This window comes from Amycolatopsis sp. MEPSY49, assembly GCF_051337345.1.
Taxonomy (GTDB): Bacteria; Actinomycetota; Actinomycetes; order Mycobacteriales; family Pseudonocardiaceae; genus Amycolatopsis.
The window spans coordinates 32,192-37,861 of sequence record NZ_JBDLYJ010000002.1 but is presented as its reverse complement, the minus strand read 5'-3'; the positions used below and the strand labels follow the sequence as shown (position 1 = coordinate 37,861).

The following is a 5,670-nucleotide window of genomic DNA, read 5'->3' as shown; positions in this document are numbered from 1 at the left end:
TGCCGGCGGGGGAAGGGGTCAGCGCATCGCGGCGACGAGGCTTGCCGGGCGCAGGTCGGTCCAGTTCTTTTCGACGTACTCGAGGCACGCGGCGCGAGTGTCCTCGCCGTGGACCTTCGTCCAGCCGGCCGGGACGTCCACGGTGGACGGCCAGAGCGAGTGCTGGTTCTCGGCGTTGACCAGGACCAGGAAGGTGCCGTTCTCGTCTTCGAAGGGGTTGGTCATGACTGCTTCTCCTCTGTGAGTGCGGCCCGGCCGAGTGCCGGGGTGGCGACGAGCAGGGCGAGCGCGACGAGCGCGACCGCGGCGTGGGCGAACATGGTGAGCGGGACGCCGAGCGTCTCGACCAGCACGCCGATCAGCAGGTTCCCGATCGGGGTGGCGGCGAGGGTGAAGAGGGCGAGGATCGACATCACGCGGCCGCGCATCTCCGGGGTGGCCCAGCGCTGGGCGAGGCTCACGAGCACGAGCGCGGTGAGCCCGGCGACCAGGCCGAGGGTGAAGAAGGCGGCGATGCCGACGGCGAGGTTCGCGGTGGCCAGCAGGGCGAGGCAGCCGACCTGCGCGGCGAGTCCCGCCGTCGCGAGCCGGCCGGCTTTCTCCCGCGGCGGCCACTTGACGGAGACGACGAAGGCGAGGGACGCGCCGAGCGTCATGGCGGTGAGCAGCCAGCCGGCGCCTTGGTTGCCGCCGAGCAGGACGAGTCCGAGGTTGATCGGGCCGGCGCCGCTGAGTTCGAGCAGGCCGGTGACGATCATGGCGGTCCGGAGCGCGGGCCTTCTCGCGACGTACCGCGCGCCTTCCGCTATTTCCTTGCCCAGCTGCTTGATCTTGACGCGCTGCCGGGGTTCTTTGCCGGCCAGGGTCTTGGTGTTCCCGGCGGCGATGGCGGAGACCGCGAAGCTGATCCCGTTGACGACGGCGACGGTGACGAGTCCCCCGAGCCCGGCGAGCCACGAGCCGAGCGCACCCCCGGCGGCCTGCCCGCCCCGCACGGCGGCGAGGTAGACGGCGTTGCCGCGCACGAGGTGTTCGGGCGGCAGGAGGTTCGGCCGCAGGGCATCGGAGGCCGGGATGAAGAAGGCACTGGCGACGGCCATGACGACGATGAGGCCGGTGAGCAGCGGGAGTTGGGGGCCCACGAAGAGGACACCGGCGGCTCCGGCGAGCATGGCGCCGGCTCGGATGAGATCGGTGGTGATGAGGACGCGCCGTGGCCCGGTCCGGTCGGCGACGGCGCCGCCGACGAGGAGGGTGAGGACTTTGGGGAGGGATCCGAGCGCGAGGACGAGGCCGGCGAGGGCGGGACCCGCGGTGCCGACGAGCGTGACGGAGAGGGCGATGAGCCAGACCGCGTCGCCGAAGGAGGACAGGCCCATGGCGAGGACCAGGCCGAGGAAGGGAGCGGGAAGGACTTTGCCGGGCTTGGCTGCCTCACCCGGGTCGGCCACGCCCGCGGCGGCCTCGACCACCGCACCCGGGTCGACCGGTCGCGGCAGACCCGCCAACTCGCGCGTCATGACAGCACCTCTTCGGCCACCCGCTCCGCCTGGCCCGGGAACCACACGTCGTCCGGGGTCAACGCGTCCGCCCGGTACTGGCCCAGCGCGCTCAGCAGCAACCGCAGCTCCAACGCCAGCGCCTCCACGAACCGGACCAACCCGTCCGCGGGATCCGTATCCACCGCCAGCAGCGCAGCCCGGCCCAAACCCGCCGCGCGCGCTCCCAGCGCCAGGACCTTCGCCACCCGCGTCCCCTCCCACATCCGGCCCGATGCCAGCAAGCAGCCGGCCGGTGTTCCGATGCGGGACAGGCACTCCGCCAACGGCAGCCCCACCGAAGCGAACGACACCGGCGCCCAGCCGGAACCACCCTCGGCACCGTCCACAGTGACCGCGGACGCTCCGGCCGCCCAAGCCACCGAAGCGGCAGAACCGATGTCACGCCCCGGCGGGAGCTTCACCCACACCTCCGCCCGGGGGAAGTTGTTGCGCATCAAGCGGATCTGCTGCCGGAGGATCTCGTCGGTGAACGTCCCCGGCGAACTGCTGCGCAGAACCTGCGAGCCCAACGACAGATCGACCGCGTACAGCGACGCCAGCGAAGCGGCTTCGGCAGAAGACACCAACGTCATCCCGCCGAGCCCCGGCTTCGCGCCCTGGCCCACCTTCAGCTCGAACGCCAGCCGTCCGGACTCGAGCAGCGGCAGCGCCGACGGGTCCGAATACACCAGGTTCCACACCTCGGCGTCCGCGTCCTCCGTGCTCTGCTGGACGACCACGCCGCCGAGCCCGTCGGGCACCGCGTCCGCGTACGCCCGCAGCCGCTCCAGGAGCGTCCCGGCCGACGCGCCGTCCACGCGGCCGTGGCCGTGCATCGGGACGACGTTCTCGCCGATCACCATCGGGATCCCGAGCCGCGCCGCCTGCGCCGACGCCGCCGCGCCCAGCCCGCGGCCCGCCACCTGCGTCGAGCCGAACGCCGACAGGTACAGCGGCAACGCGGACGCGAACCCGCCGATCGACGTCGACAGCGCAACGTCGCCGTACAACGGTTCCCGGCCCAGCTCGATCAGCTTCTCCAGCCGTCGCGGCACGAACACCGGTGGCACCAGCCGTGCCGACTCCAAGACATCGCCGGAAACATCCGTCGTAGCACCGAACAACGCGGTCCCGTAAGAAGAAGCGGCGGGGAACACCGCCGCGGCACCGTGCCGGGCGCGCTCCCGGACGAGATCAGCAGGGAAACCCTCAGCCTGCAACGCGGTCACGGCGAGACCACCCCCGGCAGCTTCGGGAACGCCGTCGCCTGCCACACCGCGTCCAGCCCGGCCACGTACCGGGTGAACCGCTGCACGCCCAGCCCGAACCCGGCGCTGGCCGGAATGCCCGAGCGGACCAGGTCCAGGTACCACGCGTACTTCGCCGGGTTCTCCCCCGTCTCGCGCATCCGCGTGACGATCCGGCCGTAGTCGTGCTCGCGCTCGCTGCCGGAACACAGCTCGCCGTAGCCCTCGGGCGCGATCAGGTCGAAGTTGCGCAGCACTCCCGGCGTGGAAACGCTTTCGCGGTCGTAGAACCCGCGCGAGCCCTTCGGGTAGTCGACGAGGAAGAACGGCCGCGCGTGCTTCTCCGACAGGATCGCCTCGCCCGCCCAGTCGATCTCGGCGTCCGCGCTCTGCGGGTGGCCGAGCTCGCGCAGCGTCTCGACGGCGGTCGCGTGCGACAGCCGGCCGAACGCGCCGCCGAGCAGGTCGGCGAACGCGCCCGAGTCGCGCCCGAGCGCCTCCAGCACGTCGCCCGCGTCCTCGACGACCCGGCGGACCACGTGCGCGACCAGGTCCTGCAGCAGGTCGAGCACGTCGTCGCGGGACGCGCCGGCGACCTCGACGTCGAGCTGGTGGAACTCGGCCAGGTGCCGGCTGGTGTTCGCCGTCTCCAAGGGCTCCAGCCGCACGTTCGGCGCGACGTAGAAGATCTTCGAGAAGCCCAGCAGCGACGCCTGCTTGTACAGGATCGCGCTGGTCATCAGCTTGTACCGGTGACCGTAGAAGTCGACGTCGACCTGCTTCGCGCCGCGGCCGCCCGGGTCGGTGACCGGGCCGATCACCGGCGGCAGCAGCTCGGTGAAGCCGCGGGCGGCGAGGAACGCGCGCGCCTCGGCGAGCATGCGGTGCTGCAGGCCCAGCACGTGCCGCGTGGTCTCCGAGGTCAGGTGCGTACGCGGGTCCGGGGGATCGGTGTACTCCATGGCGTTCTCACTCCCAAGCTGGTCGGGGCGGATCAGGACAGGACCGGGTCGAGCCTTCGGCGGTGGTAGGACAGATCGGCGAGCAGCCGGGTCGCGGTGACCCGGCCGTGGCCGCGGCGGCCGCCGAGCGCGGCGGGCAGCGGCATCCGCCCGGTGTGCCACCACTGCAGGCGGCCGTCGTCGTCGAGCACGCACCGGGTTTCGCCGCCGTTGTCGGGGTGCAGGCAGTACGGGACGTCGAGCAGGCCGCGTTCGAACGCCGCCGGCAGCGCCTCGGCGAGCGTCGGCGCGAGCGAGCGCACCTCGTCGACGAGCAGCCGGGCCTGCAGGTACACCTCGGTGTCCCCCGGCGGCGGCGAAACCGGAGACGGCTGGGCCAGCGCGGTCGCGTGCGCCAGCCGCAGCGCCTCGACGTTCTCCTCGACGGTCGGGATCCGGTGCGCCTCCGCGGTGGTCTTGACGATCAGCCGCTCGGTGCCGGTGCGCACGGCCAGCCGGACGCTTTCGGCGACCAGCTCCCGCGCCCCGGCCGCGGACTCCGGGAACAGGCCCATGTAGGTGTAGAGCACCACGTGGTGGTCCACGCCTGCCAATTCCTCGGCGCACAGGCGCCGCATCGCCCACAGCGCTTCGGCGTCCTGCTCCGGGCTGGTCTGCTGCGCGTAGCTGGCCGAAACGCTGCGCACGCCGTGCTCGGCGAAGAACAGGCACTCCAGCACCGACAGCGCGACCAGCAGCCCCGGCGGGCACAGCTGCCCGAGCATGCAGCCGCCGAAGCTCTCGAGATGGCAGTCCACGGTCTGCTCGGCGAGCAGCAACGCCGACCGCGTCCACGATTTCGTCGCCGTCCGCAGCGGGACGCTGCTGTAGGGCAGGCAGTAGGACACCGGCCCGCCTTCGGAGGCGTCGAGCCCGGCTTCGAGCATCGCGGCGAAGACGTCCTCCGGCTGCGCGGACCCGTGCCGCACCTGGACCGGGAAGCGCGGGCCGTACAGCCCGTCCACCAGTTCGGCGGTGGCGGCGGGCCCGAGCGCCACCAGCGGGTAGCCGTTGAGCGGGACGCCGGAGGCGATCGACATGGCGGCGAGGTCGTGCTGCCCGGTGCGGGTGTAGCTGTCCAGGGTCACGGTGCCCACGGCCGGCACGCCGGCCTCGGCCACCGCGCGCAGTCCGCGGCGCATCACGACGGGGTCGGAGAACCCCATCCGCGGCTGCACGACCAGCGTCCGGCGGTGCCGGTGCTCGGCCACGAAGCTGCTGAACACCGACCGGGCAGCGGTCACCGCAAGGTCCGGACGTTCGCGGCGACGAATTCGCGGAACGACTCGATCGCCTGGCCGGAGTCGCCGGCGCCGACGTGGAACACCGCGTCGTAGCCCAGCGCCAGCAGCTCGGTCTCCAGCTCGGCGTCGGCGGCGCCCCGCACCCCCAGCTTGCCGCCGATGACGGCGGGCAGGCCGGCCAGCGCGGGGTCGGCGCGCAGGGCGGAGATCACCCGGGCGCCGTCGACGTGCCCGTGGCCGTTGATCGTGCTGATCACCAGGCAGTCGGGGCGCTCGTCGCGGCAGGCGGCGAGCAGCCGCTCCACCGGGACGCAGGCGCCGAGGTTGACCACCTCGTGCCCCATCTCCTCCATGATCAGCTGGAGGGCGACGAGGTTCCACATGTGCGAGTCGGACTGGACGCTGGACAGGACGAACTTGAGCGGGGGGCCGGCGGCCACGCCGGGCCCGTCGGGGGTCTGCTCGATCTGGAACGTGGTCATCGTGCGTCGCTCCCTGTGCGTTCGGGGAACGTCCGCGGGGCGAGCCGCGAACTTCTCACGACGAATCGTCATCGGCGGACGGCCGGCGCACATGGGTGCGGCGGCCCCGCATTCCGGCGCCGCACCGGCACCGGAGTCCGCCTCGCGCGCGGGCG

6 protein-coding genes are annotated in these 5,670 nt (G+C 72.6%); all 6 read right to left on the bottom strand.

Annotated elements, in window-relative coordinates; all coding sequences use genetic code 11:
* Window positions 1-18: 18 nt before the first annotated feature.
* Genes ABFJ78_RS09250 through ABFJ78_RS09225 form a run of 6 tightly spaced genes read right to left on the bottom strand, consistent with a single transcriptional unit; the run spans window position 19 to window position 5,515 of the window.
* Window positions 19-225 (bottom strand): MbtH family protein, encoded by a 207-nt coding sequence (locus ABFJ78_RS09250; RefSeq protein ID WP_436385461.1) that lies wholly within the window; start codon window positions 223-225, stop codon window positions 19-21.
* Entirely contained in the window at window positions 222-1,520 is a 1,299-nt protein-coding gene (locus ABFJ78_RS09245; RefSeq protein ID WP_436385460.1) for an MFS transporter, read from the bottom strand. Before ABFJ78_RS09245 ends, ABFJ78_RS09250 begins: the two co-directional genes overlap by 4 nt.
* Window positions 1,517-2,770: a glutamate synthase-related protein gene (locus tag ABFJ78_RS09240; protein WP_436385459.1), complete on the bottom strand. Its 1,254-nt coding sequence runs from the start codon at window positions 2,768-2,770 to the stop codon at window positions 1,517-1,519. Before ABFJ78_RS09240 ends, ABFJ78_RS09245 begins: the two co-directional genes overlap by 4 nt.
* Window positions 2,767-3,750 carry an asparagine synthetase A gene (locus ABFJ78_RS09235; protein WP_436385458.1) on the bottom strand — a complete coding sequence of 328 codons (984 nt, stop codon included), beginning with the start codon at window positions 3,748-3,750 and terminating at the stop codon, window positions 2,767-2,769. Before ABFJ78_RS09235 ends, ABFJ78_RS09240 begins: the two co-directional genes overlap by 4 nt.
* Window positions 3,751-3,782: 32 nt before the next feature.
* On the bottom strand, window positions 3,783-5,033 hold the full coding sequence (locus ABFJ78_RS09230) for a methylaspartate mutase (RefSeq protein ID WP_436385457.1): 1,251 nt from the start codon (window positions 5,031-5,033) through the stop codon (window positions 3,783-3,785).
* Complete coding sequence (locus ABFJ78_RS09225; RefSeq protein WP_436385456.1) at window positions 5,030-5,515, bottom strand: cobalamin B12-binding domain-containing protein; 486 nt, start codon at window positions 5,513-5,515, stop codon at window positions 5,030-5,032. The genes ABFJ78_RS09230 and ABFJ78_RS09225 overlap by 4 nt, the downstream gene beginning before the upstream one ends.
* Window positions 5,516-5,670: the final 155 nt, after the last annotated feature.

Coding starts and splice junctions, on each gene's coding strand:
- ABFJ78_RS09225 (WP_436385456.1), bottom strand. CDS start 5,515: ATGACCACGTTCCAGATCGAGCAGACCCCCGACGGGCCCGGCGTGGCC.
- ABFJ78_RS09235 (WP_436385458.1), bottom strand. CDS start 3,750: ATGGAGTACACCGATCCCCCGGACCCGCGTACGCACCTGACCTCGGAG.
- ABFJ78_RS09250 (WP_436385461.1), bottom strand. CDS start 225: ATGACCAACCCCTTCGAAGACGAGAACGGCACCTTCCTGGTCCTGGTC.
- ABFJ78_RS09245 (WP_436385460.1), bottom strand. CDS start 1,520: ATGACGCGCGAGTTGGCGGGTCTGCCGCGACCGGTCGACCCGGGTGCG.